This window comes from Thermaurantimonas aggregans, assembly GCF_003851885.1.
Taxonomy (GTDB): Bacteria; Bacteroidota; Bacteroidia; order Flavobacteriales; family Schleiferiaceae; genus Thermaurantimonas; species Thermaurantimonas aggregans.
The window spans coordinates 138,969-160,267 of record NZ_BHZE01000003.1 but is presented as its reverse complement, the minus strand read 5'-3'; the positions used below and the strand labels follow the sequence as shown (position 1 = coordinate 160,267).

Sequence of the window (21,299 nt, the reverse complement as noted above, 5' to 3'; positions counted from 1 at the left end):
CTATTTTTTTCTTATTGGTTCGGTGCATTAGGCGTCATCACCATTTCGTAGTAAGTAGTGCCAGTACCATCAGGCCTTAAACCTATAGATTTTGTAAAATCATATGGAGCATAAGACATTTCGTCAACTCTCACTAATGGCGATGAAGGTGACTCCTGGAAGGAAATAACAAAATCTTCACCCGCTGAAGAAAGGCCAAAAGAAGTATTGATAAACTGTCCTTCGCTGCTGCGGGAATTACAAAATACTATCAGGAAACCTCTCGGGGGTATATACCAATCACGCGTGAATGCATATTTGGTGGGATTTCCTTTACTGTCGCTCAAAAAGGTTTTTCCAGCGGTTACTTTCACCCAGCTCGTGTTAGAAGGATTAAAAATTTCTACCCAATCGCTGTTTTGCCCAAACTCATCCGACAAATTACTGCTACTTGCTACCAGTTCATTTATGCGCAATGTGTTAGATTGGAGCAACGAAACTGTGTCGCGAACAGGCGGAGGCGGAGGGTTAGTACCTTGATCGATGGGCAACTTTCTGTCTTTCAGACACGAACTGAGAGCTATCAGTGCAATCAGAGAGGCTGTAGCTATTTTCATTAATAGTTTTTGAACAAATGTATAGGTGTATTATTATCAAAATGTTATTCTTTATTAGATGAAAAAATGACGAATGATCACTTTCGTTTGTGTTAGTATCTTTTCAGCATTTTAAAATATGCACACTTGCAAACAAAAAATCTTATTTTGATATTTCATTAATCAATCTTTATTTTGGCAATTAAAATAGTTTCCAACCAAAAAACGAATGAGCCGCACATTAATAGCAAGTATTTTAGTTGCTTTAAACTTCTCAATTACAGGATTTTCTCAAGATGTCGCATCCAAACAAACCACAGCGACGCAAGCCCCAAAAGAAGAAAAAAAGAGCAAAGACTTCCGGCAAGCTTTAGATGCCTTTAAGTCAAACGAATTCTATTTTGCTGCAGAACAATTTAAAAAAGCGTATTCTAAAACCCGCAGCAAGTCTGAAAGAACTGAAATTCTCTATCATTTAGGTATCTGTTATTTTAAAATGCTCAACTTCAAATATGCGACTAATTATTTTCAAAGAGCAATTTCGGCCGGTTATAGCGAGCCTGAAGTACGTCTGTTGCTGGCTCAGTCGCTTCATAATTTAGGTGAGTACGAAGACGCTACAAAAGAATATGAAAACTATTTGAAGCTTGTGCCTGATGACCAAAGAGCAAAAAATGGCATCGAAGGCTGTAAGTTGGCAGTGCAGTACAAGAAGAATCGCTCAAGGTACCTGGTAGAAAATGTAAAGGATCTCAACACAAAAGAGAACGAATTTGGGGTTGTCTATTCGGGTAGGCCAGGTTCATATGACGAAATCGTTTTTACCTCAGACCGATTGGGTGCCACTGGCAAGAAGCGCGAAGGCTGGTTTGGAGGTAACTTTACCGATATTTTCTTAGCTCAGGCTGAGCGCAAAACAGCCAAAAAACAACAGAGGCTGAAGAGAGGTGAGAATAAGTCGCTCATGTCTGAAACGAAATGGCTCGAACCCAAGCCTGAAAGCGCAATGCTCAATACACAGTATCACGAAGGAGGTGTTACCTTTGACAAGCGAAGAAAAACTATTTATTTCACGCGTTGCCTCAAGCAGAAGAGCCAAAACCTCGGTTGTGGAATTTATGTATCCGAGCGGTTAGGTCAAGATTGGAAAGAGCCCGAAGTAATATTCCTTGCTCCTGATTCTGTAAGCAGTGTGGGGCATCCGTCCCTGTCGCCCGACGATAAATACCTCTACTTTGCCAGCGATATGCCGGGGGGATTAGGTGGAAAAGATATCTGGATCACGACATACAATCGTCGCACTCGTTCCTGGGACACCCCCAAAAATCTCGGACCTATGGTGAATGGTGCTGGCGACGAACTCTTCCCATTTGCACACGACGATGGCTACCTCTACTTTTCAAGCACTAGCCATCCGGGCATGGGCGGTCTTGACATCTTCAGAGTGCCTGTAAACGAAGAAGGTATGCCCACTGGTAAACCTGAAAATATGGGCTATCCGATCAACACAAACTTCGATGACTTTGCTATAGTGTTCGAAAGCGGTGGCGCAAAAAAAGGGTTTCTCTCATCGAATCGAGAGGGAGGAAAAGGTGGCGATGATATCTATGCTATTTACCTCGCTCCGCTCGAATACAAGCTGGAAGTACAAGTAACCAACTCAAAAGACAAAAAGCCCATTCCTCAAGTAACAGCTCGTATCGATGGCAGTGATGGTTCATCTATTACAATTAATACGGATAAGAATGGTGTGTTTATTGTAGAGCCAGGTACGCTTAAGGAAAACGTAAACTATCAAATCAATTTTGAAAAGAAAAAATTTCTCAGCGGTTCTATAAACTTCTCGACCGTGGGAATAGCTATGGAACAATACGAATTCATCCCGGCCGAAAACCACTTCTTGTACAGCTTTAAATTGACAAAATCGCTTGACCCGATTGAAGAGCCAATCATTCTGCCAAATGTGTTCTTCGACTTAGCCAAGTGGGATCTGAGACCAGAATCCAAAGAAGCACTCGACATGGTGTACGACATTCTGATCAAAAACCCCAACATTGTCATAGAACTGCGCTCACATACCGACTACCGCGATACAGATGCTAATAACGACCTGCTCTCACAGCGCAGAGCGCAGGCATGCGTAGATTATTTGATAGAAAGAGGCATTGATCCGGAAAGACTGGTACCCGTGGGTCGAGGTGAGAGAGAACCTTTTACTGTACCGGAAAACTACGATGGATACGGAAAAGGCCTCTTCAAACCGGGAACTGTATTGACTGAAAAATATATAAAGACCTTGTCACCAGAATTACAAGAAGTTGCCAACCAAATCAACAGACGTACGGATTTCAAAGTAATTTCAGAAAACTACGTACCCAAAGCTAAACCCACACAAACACCTGCTACAGGTAGTGAAGCGGCTGCCGGTACTGACTCGAAAGAACCAGCTGCTCCTGCTAAGCCCATCGGTCAAATACACGTTTGCGATGCTAAAGACAACTTCGGGAAAATTGCCCAGCAATACAACATCACCCTGCGCGACCTGAGAGAACTCAATGGTGGGCTGAGAGGTGTGCGCGTCTTCGAAGGTCTTGAATTGAAGGTGACTCCTGGGGGCGATTACACCGAATACGACAGCAAGCGCTATCGCGTAGAACAAGGCGATAACTTTAAAACCATCTCTCAGAAAACAGGAGTACCTGTTAAAGAATTAAAACAGCTTAATCCAAACATTAAAGAGCCTGATTTAATCCCGGGATTGATTATCTTTGTCAAGTAAAAATGAATGTTTAATCCTCTCGAGCTTGCACCCGGCCTCTGGCCGGGTTTTTTATTCAAGCCATCCACTAACGGCCTTTAAACCAATACCTTGCCCCGGTTTAGCTTTAAAACGGCCATCTACCTGCAACCCTACTACCCAAGCCACCTCACCATTTACGGTCATTACAAGGGTTTTGTTACGCTGAACGAGAGTCAATTTTTTATCTTTTAACAAAGCACTTACCTTTTTGCGACCTGAGTTGGGAATCAAAATAAAATCTTCTGAATGCCACGGACGAAAGAGAATTTTAGTGTTTTGAGGGTCTAAACTCATCCAGGCATCGGCATCTTGATCAGTCACATATACTCTCCCCCATCCTGACAGGTCACAGGGCTTCTGAAGATCTGTCCATACCTTCTCAACGGAAATTTTATTGAACCGATGTTCGTTCGGATAAATGTAAAGTTCAGCGTTGCGGGAAAAAATCAGTGGAAATCCAATATGCCAAATTTTTGATTCAGTCGTAGTTAAAGCTTTGGAAAGACTGTTTAGATCAGAAATGGGAAGCTCTTCTAGAAAAAGTATTTCCTGAAGTAGGGCCCCATATTCCTCCCTCCAAGGCAATAGGGGCTTGAGCGAAATTTTGTATCCTTGAAAAATAAGAAATTTATACAGTCTCAAATATTCTTGAGCTTGTAGATGAAGATATTTAAAGGTAACTTCAAGATTTTCAAAAGTATGCCTCAACCCAGTTGCGACTCTGGGATGTATGGACTGTAGAAGAGGCAGAACTTCATTTCGGATGCGATTTCGCTCGTATTTAGAAGTTGAATTAGAAGCATCTTCGCGCCAAGGCACTGCATATGCTTGGGCAAATTGCAAAATATCGCCTTTGCTTGCTAATCGAAGTGGTCTAATAATCAAAGAGTCATCGGGAGGTTGTACTAAGCCTCTTAACCCTGAGCCGCGAGACAGGTGAAGGAAGAATGTTTCTACCCAATCGTCGAAGTGATGAGCTAAAGCGATGAAATCGGCCTTTTCCTGAATTCTGACCCATTCAAACTTCTCGTATCTGAACCTGCGAGCGGCCATCTGAAGGCTCTCGCTTTTCAGTATCTCCCTTTCTTTTTGAAAATGAATGATGTGCAGAGGTATTCCGAGCCTTTTGCAATACGATTTTACTAACTCTTCATCGGCATCCGACTCTTCACCGCGCAGGTGATAATTCACGTGGACAGCTATGGCCTTAAACTGATGTAAATGAAATAAGGTCAAAAGGCTCATGGAATCGACCCCACCGCTTACTCCCAAAACGCAAACTTTATTCTCGAGGCCAAGACGTTTGACTTCGCTTAAAAAAGCATTTACTAATGGAAAAAATTTATTGCTGTAATGTGTCAATTTTCAGCAAGTTACGGAAGTGAGCTTAAGCAAACATTCTTGGTATTCATCTTCAGCGTTGGCATACACTGTTACCGCAGAGCCTACACCAATGTAAGAAATGCCCGTGGCTAAATCAGTCACAATCGAGCGAATGATCACATTGCAGTCCATATCGCCTTTAGGATCGATATAACCAGCTGTACCCGAATAAATACCTCTGTCATGCGACTCAACCTGCCTGATGATGTTCATGGCACTGAGCTTCGGAGCACCCGTCATGCTTCCCATTGGAAAGAGGGCTTTGAAAATCTGTTCTAAAGTAACATTCTCAGAAAGCTTGCCGCTTATGGTGCTGATCATCTGATGTACTTTAGCAAAGGTGTGTATGCCAAATAACTCCTCTACACAAATAGATCCAGGCTCGCTAATGCGCGATATGTCGTTGCGCACCAAGTCAACGATCATTACATTTTCAGCGCGCTCTTTGGTACTCTCAAAGAGCTTTTTTTTCAAAGAATCGTCTGATGCCGTATCCAACCCTCTTCTGATTGTGCCTTTAATGGGCTGTGAATAAATGGTGCTAGACCGAAGGGTGAAGAAGCGCTCAGGAGATTGACTCAACACGCAGGTACTGCCAAACTTAAAGAGTCCACTCATAGGTGCGCCTTTCTGAGAAGAGATTTTGAGCCAAACACCCGGAATGTCGTCGATGGGCTTTCTGCTACTGTAATAGACGCAGTAATTCATTTCGTAGATATCGCCCCTCAATAGGTGATTTACCACTTTTTCAAATGCTGCGAGATACTCCTCTTTACCGGTATGGGCTCTGTAGGCGGGTAAATTCGCCTGTTCGGGTACATGATCTGGTTGATTGTCAATGAAAGCGAGAATCTGCGGCAATTTGTGAACATCGGGTTCCCGAAGCTCAGCAAACACCTTCCCGTTTTTCGAGTAAAACACCCACCGAGGAATAAAAAAGATCCCATCTGAAATTTCAAAAAAGACTTTGCCAGAGTTTAAATGGCCTAAAAGGGTTTGTTTAAAATCGTAAGGTAAGAGAAATCCCATCCAATCAGCGACTTGGCTCGGCTGAATGTGTGCCACTTCACTCCAAGAAAGCCGATGCACTGCATCGACCATTATCAGCCAATCATATCGATAAAAGCGGTCAGATGTATATCCACCCGAGTCAAAAACAAAGCACTCGGGATATTCAAAGCCCCAACGAACGAGTTTTGTATAAAAATCTCGAGCCGAGACATGCGCGATCGGCAGTGTGATACGACGTAGAGTCTCGACGTTGAGCATTCTTTTCAATTAGTTGTATTACAAAGATTTAAAATATTCGCGAAGCACCGGCAGTAGGTCCTTTCGATTTTCGATATGGCTCATGTGTCCGGCTTTAAGCACAAAGGCTTTAACCTTTGGGGCAGTGAGCTGATCGTCGAGCGAATGGCCTTTGAATACGGGATCTTCGCTGCCCACGATGTGAAAAATTTGGTACGGTGCAAAGTGCAGAAGAACTGTGCGGTCAGGTCTAATTTTCATCCCTTCAAGAGCAGCCACTATGCCTTGTAAGGGCGTAGAAACAGCTATTTGTGTCTGCTCTTCGATCTCGTTTTTGTAGAGGTCGTGCGCCCAATCGGCGAAAAGACCTTGAAAAGTAGTACGCGCAAAAAGCTGCGGATTTTTTTTAGCCAGCTCAATTCCGCGGTTTCGGTTCTCAATTTTTTCAGGACTATCGGCTGCAGCAGTAGAGTGAAACAGACAAAGCGCTCTTACCGACTCTGAATATTTTTCGCCAAAGGCTAGAGACACATATCCTCCCATGGAGTGGCCGATAAAAGCTGCCTTGCGCACCTTTAATTCGCGAAGCACAGCCATTACTACATCGGCCATTTCGTCCATTGTATGAACGTAAGCGATGCATTGACTCCTACCGAAGCCGGGTAGGTCAATGAAAATGTGGCGAAACGACTGTGGTAACTGATCGAGCAAATACGTCCACATTCGGCTGTCTTCCAAAAAGCCGTGAAGCCAAACGACTGCTTTTCCCTTCGGATTGCCGAACGTGTAGTAGGCTATTTTTATGTCTTTATAGTAGGTGTAAAACTGATTCATTTTCAGTTGCAATTTTTGCTAAATTACAGGTTATGAATATCCGATGTGAAAAAGGGCATCTCCTTTATGAACTAAAGGTATGTTGTTGTGACCAATGATGTAACCTGATACAGTCGAAAGTACAGGAATGTTATATAGATTATATGGATTGTGAATGTACCCAATGATCTCGCCTTCGGCTACTTCCTGGCCTGATTGTTTGAGGAAAGTAAAAAGCCCTGAAGCCTCAGCGCGCACCCAAGTGGAGTTTGCACAAATGATTGACTTTTGGGTAGAGGAGGCTCCGACCTTTATCATGCCGAAGTGCTTGAGCACTCGCCTAATGCCTTTAAGGCCCTCTTCGATGGCAAGCATATCAAAGCGCATAGACTCTCCGCCTTCGTACACCACGATGGTTTTATCCATTTGTGCAGCTGTGGCACGAAGTGAACCATCGATTACCGACGAGTAAAGGGTGAAGGGTGCGTTGAATGCCTTAGCAAGCTCAGCGCCTTTTAGATCGCGCTTGTCATATCGAATTTGCGGATAATTGGTGCGGCTGGCTCCACCTGTGTGAAAATCAATGCCAAAGTCGATGATGGGTAAAATTTTGCGGCTGATGATAGAGGCTACAATAGAGGCAAGCGAACCATCAGGATTACCCGGAAAGGATCGATTTACATCCTTGCCATCGGGCACATCGCGCGAGAAGTGGATAAATCCGTACACGTTGATTATTGGTAGCGCTATCACAGTACCGGCCAGCAATTGATGAATCCATTTGCCGGCCACTACACGACGGATGATTTCTACGCCGTTGATTTCATCGCCATGCAAGCCACCAGATAGCATCACAACAGGACCTGGATTTCTGCTGCGGTACACAAAGACGGGCATGTGAATCACCGTACCTGACGGCAGACGAGCTACTTCGATATCGATGCGCTTGTGCGTACCCGGACTGACAGGTTGGGTATCGATTAAGAGGTCTTCCATTTTCCGATGTAGTTGAACGGACTGATGGCGAATAACTCTTCTTTTACTGCTTGTGGAACTTGAAGATTATTGATAAAATCAATGAAATCATGCTTACCCGGAGGAGTCTCTCGACGGCTAAGAGCTTTTAGAGCTTCATAGGGATTGGGGTAATTTTCGCGACGAAGGATGGTTTGAATGGCTTCGGCTACTACTGCCCAGTTATTCTCTAAATCGCGCTGAATGGCTGAGTGATTGACCTTAATTTTTGAAAGGCCTTTTAAAAGGGATTTAAAAGCAATGATGGTATGCGAAAGAGGTACCCCTATGTTTCGCAATACGGTGCTATCGGTAAGGTCGCGCTGAAGCCTTGAAATTGGGAGTTTCTGACTTAAAAATTCAAAAAGTGCATTGGCGTACATAAGGTTGCCTTCTGCATTTTCGAAGTCGATGGGGTTTACTTTATGAGGCATAGCTGATGAGCCGACTTCGCCAGCCACTACTTTCTGGAGGAAATATTCCATGCTGATGTACTGCCACATGTCACGACTCAGGTCAACGAGTATGGTATTGATGCGCTTTAACGCGTCGAAATAGGCCGCAAGGTGGTCGTAATGATCAATCTGGGTAGTTGGGTAGGATCGCTTAAGTCCGAGTTGCTGATTCACAAACCGATCGGCAAAGGCGTGCCAATCGACCTGGGGAAAGGCTGCATAGTGGGCATTCATATTGCCGGTGGCACCGCCGAATTTGGCAGAAAAAGGAATCTGCTGAAGCAGTGATAATTGATTTTCAAGACGTACGACAAAGACTTGAATTTCTTTGCCCAGCACAGTGGGTGAGGCTGGCTGTCCGTGGGTATGGGCGAGCATGGGAATGTCTTTCCATTCCGAAACTAAGTTTTTCAATCGATCGAGCAGCTGATGCAAAAGGGGTAGGTAGATTTTGTTAGTAAATTCCTTGAGCATCAGGGGAATAGCTGTGTTGTTTACGTCTTGTGAAGTAAGCCCGAAGTGAATCCACTCTTTCAGACTCCCCCACCCTACTTGTTCAAATTTTTGTTTGATGAAATATTCGAGTGCTTTTACATCATGGCGGGTGGTGTTTTCAATTTCTTTGATGTTCAGCGCTTCCTGTAGGGAGAATTCTTTAATCCAGCCACGCAGGATTTCGCTTTTCTCAGCATCTATGTGTAGATCTTTGATGATTTGGACTTGTGATAAAGCGATGAAATATTCAATTTCAACTAAAAATCTGTATTTGAAAAAAGCGTATTCTGAAAAATATTCTGACAATTCGCGCGTGAGCTCGGCATAGCGACCATCGATAGGTGAAATAGCCAAAAGCGGATGTGACATAATGTATTCGTTAAAGGGCAAAGGTAGTATTGATACTTACAAAATGGGAATCAGCAATATTGGGGAAAAGAAAGCACTAAATCAGTTGTTTAATAAAGATAAATGCTGTTAATAAAAAGAGTATTCTAGTAATTGTGTTTTTAAAAACAAACAAGGCTGAAAGCCTTGAACGCGTGAGGGATAGTGGCGGATATGAGCCGAAGCAGGTGGGCATACGGTACACAGGGCGAGGCTGGCTGGCCCGCAAGGGCAGACAACGCAGCCCGATGTACCGTGCCCACCTGCAAGGGGAATATGAGCCTCTAGCCCGACCCAGGCCAAGGCGCCTTTTTACGCCTCGGCCTGGGGCACGCCCCAAAAAAAAACAGAAAAAACTCTTAAAAAACAACGAAACAAAAAAGGCCTCAGAAGAGGCCTTAAGAGTTGTGCATTGAAATAGTAGCTATTTAATGCCGTGCATCCAGCGGCTGACCATTGGGCCGAGGATGAAGAGCAGCACGCCACAACCGATGGCAAAGAGGCCGAGCTTGCGGAATACGCCGAGGCCGAGGTCGAGTGAGTCGTTGCGCAAGGAAGAAATCACTGTACCGCTGATGCTGCCATCGAGTAGTTCAGAGGCCTTGCTTTGTGGTACGATGCCGTAGTCTTTGGTAGCTCCATTGTCGGAATATACGAGGAAGGTTTTTTGGCTTTCGGCCAGTGCCTTTTGGCGCTGTGTTCCGTTGCTGAGGTTATTAGCGCGGTCGATGGCTTCCTGTATCTGAAGGGTGGCCACAGCGTATTTGGGCGATTCGAGGCCTTGATTGAGCAGCTGAAGGGTCTTTTCGTTTATAAGGGCTTTTTCGACCGACATTTCTTTCATCAGCTGGCCGAATTCCTCGCCAGAGAGCACCTCGAAGAGTCGTTGGTCTTCAATGTACTTTTTGAATTCCGGATTTTGGATGATTTTGGATTCGCTCACGGTAGTAAAGCGGGCTATGTGCTTACCGGCCTGATGTGCAATGGATGAACTCAGAAACCAAATGCCCATGAGCATACCGACGATTTTAGCTGGCGAAAGCTTAGTCACCAAGCTGAGACCTACAGGCGAAAGGGTGAGCTCGCCTAGTGTGTGGAGCAAGTAAAGCATAATGAGGAAAAAAGCAGGCACAAGCCCGGCAACTGCAGCTGCCTTTCCAAGGGTGAGCACCAGAAATCCGAGGCCTAGCAGCGATAGACCTACTGCAAACTTGTAGGGTGCGGCAGGCTCTTTACCAGCCTTGCTCAGCGTAATCCACAGCCATGAAAATACCGGGGCAAAGAGCATGATGAAGAGCGGATTGATACTCTGAAAGAAGGTAGTGGTGAAGGTCATTCCGAGGAAAGTCTTGTTTACATTGCGTTCGGTAAAGAGGTTCATGGCGCTGCCTGCCAGCTCGAAGAAGGTCCAGAACACGGTAGTGAAAAGCAACAGGAGCACGATGACCCAAATGCGCTGCTTCTGCACGGTGTCGTACTTGCCGGCTAAAAAGAGCAAATAGCCGAGAATGCCCACTGCTAAAATGCCAAGCATTACATCTACCACGTCGTTCTTAAGAATGAGAAGCCAGGCAATGGGTATGAGAATAAGGGTAGTAATGTAGGGAATGAGTTGGTTGCTTATTCCTTTGATGATGGGTTTGGCCTCTTCTTCAGGCTTTAGGCCATGTGTTTCGTACCAGCCGGCACTCTGCGCCCACATGAAGATGAGAAATCCGAGCACCATACCAATACCAGCGGTTAGGAAGCCGTATTGCCAGCCTTCAATCTCGCCAATGGCACCACAGGTCAGAGGGGTGAGGAAGGCTCCGATATTGATACCCATGTAAAAAATGGTAAAAGCTCCGTCGCGACGTGGGTCACCCTCAGGATAGAAGCGACCAATCATACTGGAGATGTTGGGCTTGAAAAATCCGTTACCAATCACCAGCAAGGCCAGGCCTATGTAAAAGGTTGTTTGATTGTTGAGAAACAGTGTAAACTGGCCTGCAGCCATAAGGAGGGCACCCCAAATAATGGCCTTGCGGAAACCCATAATCTTATCGGCGAAAAATCCGCCCAAAATGGGAGTTAGGTACACCAAAGCCCCATAAGCTCCGTATATACCGTATGCCTTAGCGTCGTCGAAGGCAAATCCGCCCTTAGCCAATTCACTAGTCATGTATAAAACCAGAATGGCGCGCATGCCGTAGTAGCTAAAGCGCTCCCACAACTCTACCATAAAGAGAGCGAAGAGAGCTTTGGGGTGAACTTTTCGGTTGAGCAGAATTACGAAGGCGACCCAGGCGGCCACGGCGGCCCAGGCAATCAACATGAGTTTGTAGGCTGGATGCATGTTATGTGAGTATTACGTTTTTTTTGACAGGCGGCAAATCTAAACAGCTTTCACAAATGGTTAAGAATAAAATCGGTCATTTTCCGATAGAGGTGTAATCGTGTATAGCCACCGTAAATGCCGTGATTTTTATCGGGGTACATCATCATGTCGAAGTCTTTATTGGCTTGTACGAGGCGCTCGGTCATATACATGGCGTTTTGGTAATGCACGTTGTCGTCGGCTGTACCGTGTATGAGCAGATACTTGCCTCTAAGGCGGCCGGCAAATTGAGCGGGTGAATTGTCGTCGTAGCCTGATGGATTTTCCTGGGGGGTACGTAAGTACCGCTCGGTGTAAATGGTGTCGTAAAACTTCCAGTGAGTAACCGGAGCCACAGCAATTGCCAATTTAAAATAATCAGCTCCCTTAGTGATGGCTAAAGAAGACAAATAGCCGCCAAAGCTCCAACCCCAGATGCCGATGCGCTCTTTGTCAACATAGGGAAGATCACCAAGGTATTTAGCTGTTTCGATTTGATCAATGAGCTCGAGCTTGCCAAGCTGAAGATAGGTTGCCTTCTTAAAAGCAGCCCCGCGATGGCCAGTGCCACGATTATCAACCGATACGACGATAAAACCTTTTTGTGCCAGCATCTGATGCCAGAAGTGATTGGCCGGATCGTAGCGATCGACCACTGTTTGAGCTCCGGGCCCGCCATACACGTGCATCAGTACGGGATATTTTTTGTTTGGATCAAAATCGACAGGCTTAATCATCCAGCCGTGGAGTTCGACGCCTTCAGAGGTTTTAAATGTGAAAAATTCGGTTGTCGAGAGGTTGTAGGCTTCTAAGCGGTTTTGGGCAGATTCATTGGTTTCAAGTGTTCTCACGAGTTTACCGGTATTGTCGCGCATGGCGATTACTGGTGGTTTTCCGGCCCTGGAGTGTGTGTGGATGAAGTATCTAAATGTCTTGCTAAAGGAAGCCGTATTTGTGCCATCGTCAGGGGTTAACCGACGCAGGTTGCGTCCATTTAGGCCGATGCTGTAGACTTCCGTACGACCCGGATGAAGAGCTGATGCTTGAAAAAATAATGTGCGCGTAGATGGATCATAGCCATAGAATTCCGTAACATCCCACTTGCCTTTGGTAATGCGAGTGATCTTTTTGCCGCGATTTTCAACTAAATACAAATGATTATATCCATTGCGCTCACTGGTCCAAATGAAGGAATTGGCTGAAAGGAATTGAATATTGTCGTTTACATCTACATACGCACGGTCGGTTTCGGTGAATATTTTTTCTGCTTTGCCAATAATTGCGTCCACAAGGTAGAGATCAAGTGTGTTTTGATGGCGGTTCATGGCATATACCATGAGTGTAGCATCATCGGGAGTCCATTTGATGCGAGGTATGTATTCATAGTCTTCGGGCAACTGTACCACGATAGTCTTTTTGGTAGCGAGTTGGTAGATTTTAATAGTAACTACGGCATTTTTTTCCCCCGCCTTCGGATATTTAAATTGTTCCTGACGCGGATACAAGTCGCTGCCAAAGATGTCCATGCTAAAGATGGGAACTTCCCTCTCATCAAAGCGGTAGAAAGCTAAAAAGTTGCCTTTAGCTGACCAGTAATGGCCGCGATCGAAGCCAAATTCTTCTTCATACACCCAATCGGTAGCTCCGTTGATGATCTCATTTTTCTTACCGTCGGTGGTGATTTGAGTTTCTTCGCCGGTTTGAAAGTTTTTAATGTAGAGATTGTTGTCGTTTACAAAGGCGATGATGTTTTTCTCCGGATTAAAAAAGGCCAAGCGCTGCGAGGGCGTTTTTGAAAGCTTTTGCAATTCGTTGGTAGCGGGATTGTAGATGTAATACACTGCCTGTGAAGAATGGCGGTAAATAGGCTCTACATCAGTGGTCAAGAGCACCAACTTCTCATCAGCCGAAAACTCATATCCACTGAAGGTGAAAGGATTTCCAAACGCTTTGGTTAGAGCTGCTGCACTTATGAGTGTATCGATTGTCTTACCGTCAGAATATCTGTTTTTTACTACCGAAAAGCCAGCCGGAGTCTGCACCATTAAGCTGTAGTGCAGTCCATCGTTCATGCTCTCTCCCGCCCTGTAGCCAGCAGAACGAAAGGCCCCGCGCAGCCAGATGTCTTCGAGGGTAATGTCCTTTTTTTGAGCTGATATGAATGACGAAATAACAAATGAAAACAGGAGCGTTGTCCCAATTTTGTAAAACCTCATAGTGTAATGTTGTTTTTGCCGCCTAAGCTAAGGCAAATACCCGCTTATTCCGTCACCGTCACTTGCACTTCGTCGCCCATAGTCAGGCTCCAGCCACCTACTCCGAAGTCGCGTCGATTTAGGGAAGTAGTGAATTCTTTTCGGCCGTCGGGGCGCATGCGCATTGTAAAAGTGTGATCTTTAGTTACACCTTTAATGCTTAATTGACCCATAATAATGTAAGAACCATCGGAAGATGATTTTTCGATTTTGGTTGATGTAAAAGAAATCTCCGGATATTGTGAAACATGAAAATACGATGAAGATCTAAGGTGATTATCGCGAAGAGAGATACCCGTATTGATGCTTTCGACCTGAACTTTACCTGAAACCATTGAGGCTGATGGATTTGTCGCATTCCAACGGATGTCGAGGGAGAAACGCTCAAAGGAGCCCTCTACAATCGAACCCATATTGCGAATCTGGAACTTAACCGAATTTTGCCCCAAGGCAACTGCAACTGTAATCCATATCCAAAGAGAAAACCAAAATTTCATGAGCACTTTTTTGAAGGAAAAAACTGTGAAAACCGAAGTTTGTTTTACGAATCCATCAAAAAGTTAAACAAACGGGATATTTTTTCTTTTTTAGTGTTAAAATTTATTCTGCTTGCATAATATTGGCTTGTTAAAATCATGTAAATGATTGATTTACTGATTTTTGAAATAGTTAGTTTTTTTTATTAATCTTAGAAAAAATTTAGTGAAATCCCCTACTTTCGTCTAACAAATCTAAAAACTTTTCGTTATGTACGTACCTTTTAACGAAATGAAGGATTCATCGCGTATATGGATTTTTCAAAGCGATAAGACCTTCACAGAGTCGAATCTCGACAAAATCTCTGAAAAACTCTACAACTTCTGTCAGGATTGGAAGGCACACAACAAGCCGTTGTTGGCGTCGTTTGCCATCTTTTTTGACAGATTTGTGGTACTGGCAGTTGACGAAAGTTTTAATCAAGTGAGTGGCTGTGCCATCGATGCTTCAGTTCGCGTACTGAGCGAAATCGAAAAGGAGTGCGGCATCACACTCTTTGACCGCTTCCAAGTAGCCTACCGCGATGGCAACGCAATTGTAGGCTGTAACTTGCAAACATTCAAGAGATTAGTAAAAGATGGCGAAATAGGCCTCGAAACGCTGGTATTCAACAATGTGGTAAATACCAAAAAGGATTTGGAAAACAATTGGATAGTGCCTGTAAAACAGAGCTGGCATTTTCAATACGTAAAATAAGCAGATATTACAATCTAATTAAAAGGGAGCATCGCATAAGGCGTTGCTCCCTTTTAAATTTTATTGGCAGATGGATAGAAAAATCCACTTCTCATGCATTACTAGGCTTTTCAGGTTAAAAATTTGAAGGACTTTTAAGAGATAAAACAAAAAGGGGTTACACTATTTAAGTGATAACCCCTAAAATTTTTTTGTATTTTTCTGTATTCGGCAGAGAGTTACTTTTTGTTACCCTTAACTACCTAGTGATTAGTGGGTTCAACAGGATTCGAACCTGTGACCCCCTGCTTGTAAGGCAGGTGCTCTGAACCAGCTGAGCTATGAACCCGTATTGTGTAAAGAACGGCTGCAAAGATAGAGCCCTTTCGATTCTCGCAATACCCTTGAAAAATTTTTTTATTTTTTCAACTTATTGATTTTCAAAATACCGAAAAGTATATCCAATTCTTTAATTTTTTGTTAAGGAAAAAATCAGTTCAAAACCGGATCAGAGGGAGTGTTGATCCACAATAGATATTCCCCACCAATTTTTCGAAGCATGTGTGGCCATCTCTCTTCGGGTGGAATGCTCAGCAGTTCATCCACTGAGTCTTCTACCACGATCCACGATTTGTGCTTTATCTCATTTTCAAGTTGACCGGGTGCCCAGCCGCTGTAACCTCTAAAGAATACAACTTCTTGGTCAGTTATTTCGCGGTTTCTGATCTTCTCAAAGAGTTTTTCCGTATCACCACCCCAGTAAAAGTTGTCTGTAATTTGATAATTTGATTCCACCAGATCAGGGCGTTTGTGAACAAAATAAAGATTTTGCGTTTCTACTGGCCCACCATTGAGAATAAACATATCGACATTGTCGAGATTGTCGAAGAAGTCGCTGATCATTAAATCGCTTTCGTGATTGATGATAAAACCTACAGCTCCTTCGTTGGAATATGCTACCAGGTAAATGACAGATTTCTCAAAGTTTGGATCGCCCAGAAGCGGTTCTGAAACGAGTAAACATCCTTGCTTTGGTTTGTCTAACACTTTCATAATTCGAACAACTTAAAGCTATGTAAGTATAAAAGTATAAACAAATGTCATACTGGGAGGTGGTAAGCTCAAAATATTTTTGTCAAAGATTATCGATATTCCGATGAAAAAAGTACTCCACAACGCTAGAGAGCACTACAACAAAGGAGAATTAATAGAATCCCATCTACCTGACAGTCCATTAAAGCTTTTTGATATCTGGTTTGAAGATTTTCAAAAGATCAATGCTTACGACTTTAACGCCATGACGTTGAGCACCGTTGGACTGGATGGTTATCCGAAGTCGCGCCAAGTACTTTTGAAAGAGTATTCAATCGATGGTTTTGTTTTTTACACCAATTACGTAAGTGACAAGGCAAAAGAAATAGCAGCTAATTCAAGAGTTTCACTACTCTTCTACTGGGCACAAGCTGAGAGACAAGTGCGCATCGATGGGCTGGCTGAAAAAGTGTCAAGAGCTGAAAGCGAAGCATACTTCAAGACTCGTCCGCGCGAAAGCCAAATCGGAGCGCATGTATCACCTCAAAGTCAAATCATCGAGTCGCGTGAATATTTAGAAAAGCGCTTTCAAGAATTGGCCAAACAGTTTGAAGACACAGAGCAAATACCCTGTCCTGAAAATTGGGGAGGGTATATCGTTAAACCAAAAAAGTTTGAATTTTGGCAAGGCAGACCCTCAAGACTACACGACCGAATAGTTTATGAACTAACAGAAAATAAAAGCTGGAAATTGTTCCGTTTAGCACCTTAAAATCAAACAATTAAAAAATATGATCAACGAACACATTACCACTGGCCACTGGATTTTTGCCGCTGTTTTTATGACCCTTTTTGTCATATACCTGGCTTGGAGTTATAAGAAAGATGCACCGGTACACAAGTACTTTTATTCAGGTACTGTATATCTGCTGCTTGGTATTATTACATTGCTGTTTTTGATTTTTGTATTCGCTAAAGTTTTTTAAGGTTGTTCTTTTAGCTTAAACACAACTAAGATCATTGCTGAGTGGCAGATAAAGACATTAATCAGAAGATCGAATCCCTTCTAAATACGCATAGCCGAAAGGATTTTGAGCTTGCATGTAAATTGATTTATGAAGCATACGCTATTCGAATCTCGATGTTTGTGCAATCTTTTCTTAAAAACACAACCGATGCTCAAGATGTAATGCAAAATGTTTGGATTAAAGTGTTTAGCAATCTCCGAAAATTTAAAGGAAATTCTGCTCTTTACACCTGGATATATCGCATAGCTTACAACGAATGCATCAATTGGAAAAAGTCAAAGGATTTTGAAAAATTCGCCGAATACGAGTCATCTGAAATTCTGAAAACATCCTATCATGAAGAAGAAATAGATTTTTCAAAAGCAACAGAGTGGTTTGACGAGGCAATAGCCACTCTGCCACCTAGACAAAGAGCTGTATTCTTGATGCGATACTACGACGAACTCCCTTACGACAAAATAAGTGAAATTACAGGAATTTCAGAGGGCTCTCTAAAGGCCTCCTTCCACCACGCAATGGTAAAAGTAGAAAAATATCTTATTGATAAATTAAACGAAGATCGCTAAAAATTGTCAAATGTTCTGAAATGAAAGATTCACTCGATAAAGAATTAAAAAACTTTCCTCACCTAGGAGCAATCCGGGAAAACATCCTTTTGAATAAAAACTCGCAAGTAGCAAAAGGTGACTTTACCCTTTATTTTACAGCATACAACACAAAGAGAAAGAAACTGTTTTACCTGTCAGCATCAGTGGCAGCCGCGATTCTGCTGCTGCTTGGGTTATCTCTCTATAAATATCAACAAAATATAAAGGTCAAAGAACAAGAATACTTTGTTAAGCAAAGTGAATGGATTGCCATTACCGACGAAGCAATACTTACGACGGAGTACTTCAGGTATTTAGAAAATCAATCCCTATCAACCACTGAAGAAGACATCCTATGGCTAAGCGAATAGTTGCACTCACTGTACTCTTGATGAGTGTCTTGTGCGCAGGTGCTCAGCACGATAAGATTCATCAAAAGGCACGGACACGCATTGAAAACATGCGGATTGCCATCATCACTTCGAGACTTGATCTCACTACCGAAGAATCGGAGAAGTTTTGGCCCTTGTACAATGAATACCGCAAAAAAATAGACAAACTCCATCAAGACCGCATGGAACTCATTGACAGAAAGATGCAATCCGACTCTGTAAATGCACTTTCTGACGGTGAAGCTGAAAAGGTCTTGAGCTCTATTCTCAAAATAAACGATGAATATGCTCGGGTGCAAAACGAATATTACAAGCGCTTTCAGAAGCTACTGGGCTCGCGCAGAGCATTAGAGCTCTATCGAAGCGAAGTACAGTTTAAGCGCGCGATCGTAAGGGAACTGAGAGAAATGCCCGAGCGAAGGGCAGATTAATTCTTTAGAGCTTTAATCTGCACTGCACTTTTATTTCGGATGAACGATTTCCATTAATCTCTTGAAGTCCTGAGCTGACTGTAAATCTGTCACTAAACCTTGTTACAGCATAGCGCAACCAAATAGTAGCTCGACCATAGGTATATTCTACCAACAAATAACTACGAACACCTCTGTCGTACAGCGCTGGCACAGAAAAGGAATACAACACATCGTTTTCAAAAGCGTAAATCCGGCTGTTATAATCGTCAGTATCGTATACAGCGAGTCTAAACGTCCACTTTAGAGGGATGGTAGAGGGCATGTATCGGATGTCCTGAAATAACAACCAACCGGAGCTGGTTCCATTATATGATTCGAAAAGAACATATTCTATACGCGATGCGAGCGAAAAATTCTTGGAAGGCACCATATTTTGATGAAATCGAAAACTCCTTCTGCCCTCTTCAGCTATTGGCCGTACAACAAATTCATCAGGCCCATTCACAAGACGGTCTTCACTGCGCACGCGTATATACATATTGTATCTTCTGTTTGCAAGGTATTCGGCCTGTAGAAATACATCCCTACCTCGGCTGGGTTGATTCACATCGTAACGGGGCCAGTCAAATTGGTAGAGGTCGGCAAAAGCGTTAATGTAAAGACGTGGAGCTGCCTCCCAGCGAAACCCTGTGTAAAAACCCCGTTCCGCATCCCTTCCGGTGCCTTCTGCAAAGGGTGCATTAAAAAGAGCCGCATACTCTTTATGAAAATAGCGATACAAGAGCGCGTAAGTGAATTTACTGCCAGCACTCAGATAGGCACCATGTGTCATGGCATATCCGCCAAAAGAATTGGTAGCCAGCTCACCAAAAACTTGAACAGAGGGCAAAAGAATTTGGTAATCGATCGATGCATTTCTTACAGATGAACCTTGTAAATTATACTTTTGATAAAGCTGAGTAGAGCTGGCCAAAGGCGGATTGAAGCGATGCTCTACCACTGTACCACCTACCCGCACAGAGCTAAAGTCAGAAGTTACATGGGCGCCATAGCTTTCAATTGAAAGCGTATTTCGTGCAGCTCGCTCTGAAGGGGTGCGATGCAACCCTGAAAGGCGAATGGAACCAGCCTCGTCAAAGGTCTCACCAGATTCTTCATTTTCAATCGTTGAAATAGCTGAAGACATTCTTTTACTGGAATAAAAAACCGAAAGATCGACTTTACCAAAGGAATATGTAGCAGCTGCTCCTCTTAAGAATCTATTCTCGTCCAATCCGTTGTAAGGAATGAATCCCCGTCCAAATCGTTGAATATTAAGTACAGCCGGCGACTTTCTAAAAGCCAGTGAACTCCAGAGCACTAATCCCTGTCCGAATTGAATCTGATAATCGCCTAAAATGAAAGTCTTAAGTCTTTTTTGCCTCATCAGGGCTATATGGCCACTGTAAAAGTCAAACCCGCGCTGGCCTGGTTCCCATACAAAGGGTTCTCCAGCATCTTTTTCGCCAGTTAACCCTATACTGAACTGATTGGCATACACATATCTATGCCTAACGAAGGTGCGATATGGATCGCCCACAAAATAGCTTGAGATCGTCGTATCCCCTCCAGCTACTCGTCTTCTTAGTTCAAATCCTTTTCGCTCTTCGAGGCCCCACTGGGCTCGTATTAACGTCAGATGTCTGCCCTTCGTCAAATAATCCTTTAAAGAATGTTTTCTTCCTTCAGTGGGTCCCAAATAAGTGAAGAGCTCTAACTTTTGAAGCACTGAAGCATCAAAACCATTCAAATACTCTAACTCGTAGAAGGTGACAATTCGACCATACTTCCGGCGATGCTCTAATAGATTGTAAATCTGAAAGGCATTCAAAAAACCGAGCTGTGCCAGTACTTCTTTGGTAGCAGTGTTGAGATTGATTTTATTTTCGCGATAATAGTCGAGATTTTCAGCTAGTTGAATCAAGTCAGCCTCATCGCCTAACTGTTCTGCAATGGCCTCAGTTTCTTGTTCCAGCTCATTGAGTTCTACTTGAGCTGAACTAAAGTGCAAAGTAACAATGAATAAAAAAAGAAAAATTCTTTTTACCATGAATACCCAAAATCAGCTCCAGAAACTCCACCCGGTAGAGCCATATGCACAAACGAAAAATTGGCTGTAAGATATTTCCGGTGGATGCCTACTCCCAGACTGAAGGCAGAGTTAGTGTGTGAATAACCAGTTCTCAGCCAAAGCTGCTCCAACCAATGCCACTCGATACCAATTTTGAACTGCATGGGCGATAGTTCAGTCTTGCTTACTTCACTATACAAACCCAATCCGTTGCCCACTAAATAAGAAGCGCCAAAAGAAACTCCTGTTGGGAAATACTCATCGTACTCCCGGAGACGTGTAATTTGAAAAGGATTGAAAAAAACCAGTCCCAGCTTTAAGCGATTGTTTACCTGGTACATCGCCCCAAGATCCGCATGAGCTCGAAATAAATTACCTCGCTCTGCTAGGTGATAGTTTGTGAGATTGAGTTTAACCCCTATCGAAAAGGCATTCATGAGTTTAAGTCCATATCCGGCTGTTACATGATTTTCCCTAAAACCTTCAATGCCAGTAGAGGCTAATGCTAGACCAATGGCCTGATCACCCCTTAATCGATATTGACCTGAAAGGTGAAAAATATTTAAATCATTTATTCCAAAGCGATTTTGAACTGAAACAGCCACTGAGGATTGTGACAAGTAAGCAAGCCCCGCTGAATTGTTGATAACCGAAAAACCATCTACCAGTACGGAACTTACACCAGCCAATCCTAAGGAGCGCATTCCGCTTAGAGAATAGATGGTTTGTGAGGACACACATAAA

19 protein-coding genes and 1 tRNA gene are annotated in these 21,299 nt (G+C 43.5%); 7 read left to right on the top strand and 13 right to left on the bottom strand.

Going from position 1 to position 21,299, the window contains the following annotated elements:
- Positions 1 to 11 precede the first annotated feature (11 nt).
- Positions 12 to 596 carry a lamin tail domain-containing protein gene (locus EIP89_RS02655; protein ID WP_124397105.1) on the bottom strand — a complete coding sequence of 195 codons (585 nt, stop codon included), beginning with the start codon at positions 594 to 596 and terminating at the stop codon, positions 12 to 14.
- A gap of 208 nt (positions 597 to 804) precedes the next feature.
- On the opposite strand from EIP89_RS02655, the gene EIP89_RS02650 reads away from it, so the two are divergent.
- On the top strand, positions 805 to 3,354 hold the full coding sequence (locus EIP89_RS02650; protein ID WP_124397104.1) for a LysM peptidoglycan-binding domain-containing protein: 2,550 nt from the start codon (positions 805 to 807) through the stop codon (positions 3,352 to 3,354).
- A gap of 51 nt (positions 3,355 to 3,405) precedes the next feature.
- Here EIP89_RS02650 and tilS read toward each other — a convergent pair whose 3' ends face one another.
- The 8 genes from tilS to EIP89_RS02610 all read right to left on the bottom strand — a co-directional run bounded on the left by tilS (position 3,406) and on the right by EIP89_RS02610 (position 14,278).
- Complete coding sequence (gene tilS / locus EIP89_RS02645; RefSeq protein ID WP_148086782.1) at positions 3,406 to 4,737, bottom strand: tRNA lysidine(34) synthetase TilS; 1,332 nt, start codon at positions 4,735 to 4,737, stop codon at positions 3,406 to 3,408.
- Between the two features lie 3 nt (positions 4,738 to 4,740).
- Positions 4,741 to 6,027 carry a chorismate-binding protein gene (locus EIP89_RS02640; protein ID WP_124397102.1) on the bottom strand — a complete coding sequence of 429 codons (1,287 nt, stop codon included), beginning with the start codon at positions 6,025 to 6,027 and terminating at the stop codon, positions 4,741 to 4,743.
- Between the two features lie 18 nt (positions 6,028 to 6,045).
- Complete coding sequence (locus EIP89_RS02635) at positions 6,046 to 6,840, bottom strand: alpha/beta fold hydrolase (RefSeq protein ID WP_124397101.1); 795 nt, start codon at positions 6,838 to 6,840, stop codon at positions 6,046 to 6,048.
- Between the two features lie 30 nt (positions 6,841 to 6,870).
- Positions 6,871 to 7,815: a succinylglutamate desuccinylase/aspartoacylase family protein gene (locus EIP89_RS02630; RefSeq protein ID WP_124397100.1), complete on the bottom strand. Its 945-nt coding sequence runs from the start codon at positions 7,813 to 7,815 to the stop codon at positions 6,871 to 6,873.
- Positions 7,800 to 9,152 (bottom strand): adenylosuccinate lyase, encoded by a 1,353-nt coding sequence (gene purB, locus EIP89_RS02625; protein WP_124397099.1) that lies wholly within the window; start codon positions 9,150 to 9,152, stop codon positions 7,800 to 7,802. Before purB ends, EIP89_RS02630 begins: the two co-directional genes overlap by 16 nt.
- A gap of 442 nt (positions 9,153 to 9,594) precedes the next feature.
- Positions 9,595 to 11,505 carry a peptide MFS transporter gene (locus EIP89_RS02620; protein ID WP_124397098.1) on the bottom strand — a complete coding sequence of 637 codons (1,911 nt, stop codon included), beginning with the start codon at positions 11,503 to 11,505 and terminating at the stop codon, positions 9,595 to 9,597.
- A gap of 50 nt (positions 11,506 to 11,555) precedes the next feature.
- A complete protein-coding gene (locus EIP89_RS02615; protein WP_124397097.1) occupies positions 11,556 to 13,742 on the bottom strand; it encodes a S9 family peptidase in 2,187 nt (728 codons plus the stop codon).
- A 44-nt stretch (positions 13,743 to 13,786) separates the two neighbouring features.
- Complete coding sequence (locus EIP89_RS02610) at positions 13,787 to 14,278, bottom strand: YceI family protein (protein ID WP_124397096.1); 492 nt, start codon at positions 14,276 to 14,278, stop codon at positions 13,787 to 13,789.
- 250 nt (positions 14,279 to 14,528) lie between these two features.
- On the opposite strand from EIP89_RS02610, the gene EIP89_RS02605 reads away from it, so the two are divergent.
- Positions 14,529 to 15,014 carry an ABC transporter ATPase gene (locus tag EIP89_RS02605; RefSeq protein WP_124397095.1) on the top strand — a complete coding sequence of 162 codons (486 nt, stop codon included), beginning with the start codon at positions 14,529 to 14,531 and terminating at the stop codon, positions 15,012 to 15,014.
- 253 nt (positions 15,015 to 15,267) lie between these two features.
- Here EIP89_RS02605 and EIP89_RS02600 read toward each other — a convergent pair.
- Positions 15,268 to 15,342: transfer RNA gene (locus EIP89_RS02600), tRNA-Val, on the bottom strand.
- Between the two features lie 143 nt (positions 15,343 to 15,485).
- A complete protein-coding gene (locus EIP89_RS02595) occupies positions 15,486 to 16,046 on the bottom strand; it encodes a YqgE/AlgH family protein (RefSeq protein WP_124397094.1) in 561 nt (186 codons plus the stop codon).
- Between the two features lie 103 nt (positions 16,047 to 16,149).
- Between EIP89_RS02595 and pdxH the strand changes: the two genes are divergently transcribed.
- From pdxH to EIP89_RS02570, 5 genes are read left to right on the top strand one after another with little or no spacing between them, the layout of a single operon-like run.
- Complete coding sequence (gene pdxH / locus EIP89_RS02590) at positions 16,150 to 16,797, top strand: pyridoxamine 5'-phosphate oxidase (protein ID WP_124397093.1); 648 nt, start codon at positions 16,150 to 16,152, stop codon at positions 16,795 to 16,797.
- A 19-nt stretch (positions 16,798 to 16,816) separates the two neighbouring features.
- A complete protein-coding gene (locus EIP89_RS02585; RefSeq protein WP_124397092.1) occupies positions 16,817 to 17,011 on the top strand; it encodes a hypothetical protein in 195 nt (64 codons plus the stop codon).
- A gap of 41 nt (positions 17,012 to 17,052) precedes the next feature.
- Positions 17,053 to 17,619 carry an RNA polymerase sigma factor gene (locus tag EIP89_RS02580; protein ID WP_124397091.1) on the top strand — a complete coding sequence of 189 codons (567 nt, stop codon included), beginning with the start codon at positions 17,053 to 17,055 and terminating at the stop codon, positions 17,617 to 17,619.
- 20 nt (positions 17,620 to 17,639) lie between these two features.
- Complete coding sequence (locus EIP89_RS02575) at positions 17,640 to 18,011, top strand: hypothetical protein (protein WP_124397090.1); 372 nt, start codon at positions 17,640 to 17,642, stop codon at positions 18,009 to 18,011.
- Complete coding sequence (locus tag EIP89_RS02570) at positions 17,996 to 18,463, top strand: hypothetical protein (RefSeq protein ID WP_124397089.1); 468 nt, start codon at positions 17,996 to 17,998, stop codon at positions 18,461 to 18,463. The genes EIP89_RS02575 and EIP89_RS02570 overlap by 16 nt, the downstream gene beginning before the upstream one ends.
- A gap of 4 nt (positions 18,464 to 18,467) precedes the next feature.
- Here EIP89_RS02570 and EIP89_RS02565 read toward each other — a convergent pair whose 3' ends face one another.
- Complete coding sequence (locus EIP89_RS02565) at positions 18,468 to 20,534, bottom strand: helix-hairpin-helix domain-containing protein (protein WP_124397088.1); 2,067 nt, start codon at positions 20,532 to 20,534, stop codon at positions 18,468 to 18,470.
- A complete protein-coding gene (locus EIP89_RS02560; RefSeq protein ID WP_124397087.1) occupies positions 20,528 to 21,292 on the bottom strand; it encodes a PorV/PorQ family protein in 765 nt (254 codons plus the stop codon). The genes EIP89_RS02565 and EIP89_RS02560 overlap by 7 nt, the downstream gene beginning before the upstream one ends.
- Between the last annotated feature and the right edge of the window lie 7 nt (positions 21,293 to 21,299).

Bases quoted from the DNA above. Each gene is read 5' to 3' on its own strand.
- EIP89_RS02655 (WP_124397105.1), bottom strand. From the start codon at position 596: ATGAAAATAGCTACAGCCTCTCTGATTGCACTGATAGCTCTCAGTTCG.
- EIP89_RS02650 (WP_124397104.1), top strand. From the start codon at position 805: ATGAGCCGCACATTAATAGCAAGTATTTTAGTTGCTTTAAACTTCTCA.
- EIP89_RS02640 (WP_124397102.1), bottom strand. From the start codon at position 6,027: ATGCTCAACGTCGAGACTCTACGTCGTATCACACTGCCGATCGCGCAT.
- EIP89_RS02635 (WP_124397101.1), bottom strand. From the start codon at position 6,840: ATGAATCAGTTTTACACCTACTATAAAGACATAAAAATAGCCTACTAC.
- EIP89_RS02630 (WP_124397100.1), bottom strand. From the start codon at position 7,815: ATGGAAGACCTCTTAATCGATACCCAACCTGTCAGTCCGGGTACGCAC.
- purB (WP_124397099.1), bottom strand. From the start codon at position 9,152: ATGTCACATCCGCTTTTGGCTATTTCACCTATCGATGGTCGCTATGCC.
- EIP89_RS02620 (WP_124397098.1), bottom strand. From the start codon at position 11,505: ATGCATCCAGCCTACAAACTCATGTTGATTGCCTGGGCCGCCGTGGCC.
- EIP89_RS02615 (WP_124397097.1), bottom strand. From the start codon at position 13,742: ATGAGGTTTTACAAAATTGGGACAACGCTCCTGTTTTCATTTGTTATT.
- EIP89_RS02610 (WP_124397096.1), bottom strand. From the start codon at position 14,278: ATGAAATTTTGGTTTTCTCTTTGGATATGGATTACAGTTGCAGTTGCC.
- EIP89_RS02605 (WP_124397095.1), top strand. From the start codon at position 14,529: ATGTACGTACCTTTTAACGAAATGAAGGATTCATCGCGTATATGGATT.
- EIP89_RS02595 (WP_124397094.1), bottom strand. From the start codon at position 16,046: ATGAAAGTGTTAGACAAACCAAAGCAAGGATGTTTACTCGTTTCAGAA.
- pdxH (WP_124397093.1), top strand. From the start codon at position 16,150: ATGAAAAAAGTACTCCACAACGCTAGAGAGCACTACAACAAAGGAGAA.
- EIP89_RS02585 (WP_124397092.1), top strand. From the start codon at position 16,817: ATGATCAACGAACACATTACCACTGGCCACTGGATTTTTGCCGCTGTT.
- EIP89_RS02575 (WP_124397090.1), top strand. From the start codon at position 17,640: ATGAAAGATTCACTCGATAAAGAATTAAAAAACTTTCCTCACCTAGGA.
- EIP89_RS02570 (WP_124397089.1), top strand. From the start codon at position 17,996: ATGGCTAAGCGAATAGTTGCACTCACTGTACTCTTGATGAGTGTCTTG.
- EIP89_RS02565 (WP_124397088.1), bottom strand. From the start codon at position 20,534: ATGGTAAAAAGAATTTTTCTTTTTTTATTCATTGTTACTTTGCACTTT.